Consider the following 978-nt stretch of genomic DNA (forward strand, 5'->3'; position numbering starts at 1 on the left):
GGATGGCCCCAGTAAGCTGTGCCGGTAGCTTATTTTCTGATCCGCGAAGTAGAATGAATCTAAAAATTTTATTTAAGCGTAATATATGGTGTTTTTAATATTTTTGGATATGCCGAAGGGCGACGTTTGTTGTTGTTAACCGAGAACGACCGGGTGTAACCGTGATCAAGCGATGAGATGTCGCACATCGGCGCCTGGCACGCTGTTGAAGAATACGGGCGGCATCGATCTATGAAAGGGTTTCTGTCTCCGGCGTGAAAGTCGATTTCGCCCACAAGCGAGCTGTTGGCCTGCGGCTCGGCCCATTCGGAGTCGTAGGTCTCGTTGATCTTGTCGTTCCTGGACCAGTCGAATTCTACGGTAGCGTGATCACTACCACCGATGAAGGTCCCGGTGACGTATCCGAAGGCGAACTCGCCGCCGGTGGACTCGAAAAGAACGTAGGCCGGCTCGACCGTGTCAGCGTAGTCGTCTGCGTAGTCGTCTGCGTATCCCGGCAGCTCGACGATTTGCTACTTGCCCAAGAGGCTCACGCCAGAGCTCGGAACAGCTTGGGCAGGCCAAACAGGTTGTAGGTAGCCGTTGTGAAGGCGAAGGCCCATCTGACCCTCTCGCGGCCTTTGAAGCGAGTCTTACGCTGGCCCCCGACGGTCTTGGTCCAGCCGAAGCGTCCCTCGATGCTCTTGCGGATCTTTGGGCTCATGCCATTTCGGCATGGTGGGTGGTTCACCTATCAATGGACGAGCGGCGGCTAGAGTTCTGAGCCACGTGAGCGCGCACGTTCATCGACCTCAGGTCGTTTACGCAGTCCACTGCGACGAAGTCCTCACCGTCGTGGGCCTTGTCTGCGCCTAGCATTACAGTTGCATTTTTGGCGAGGTTCTGACTCTCTGCGTCACCATGATTCGCGCATCATGGACATCGGGGACCTCGATCGAGGCGACGTTGGAGTTCTGGGCCTCGTCGCTGCGGGAGGTG

1 pseudogene is annotated in these 978 nt (G+C 56.1%); it reads right to left on the minus strand.

The window, feature by feature from the left end:
• Window positions 1–529: 529 nt before the first annotated feature.
• Window positions 530–861, minus strand: a pseudogene (locus FV233_RS31535) (IS5/IS1182 family transposase); the annotation flags it as partial.
• Window positions 862–978 lie beyond the last annotated feature (117 nt).

The organism is Methylobacterium sp. WL7 (assembly GCF_008040085.1).
Classification (GTDB): Bacteria; Pseudomonadota; Alphaproteobacteria; order Rhizobiales; family Beijerinckiaceae; genus Methylobacterium; species Methylobacterium mesophilicum.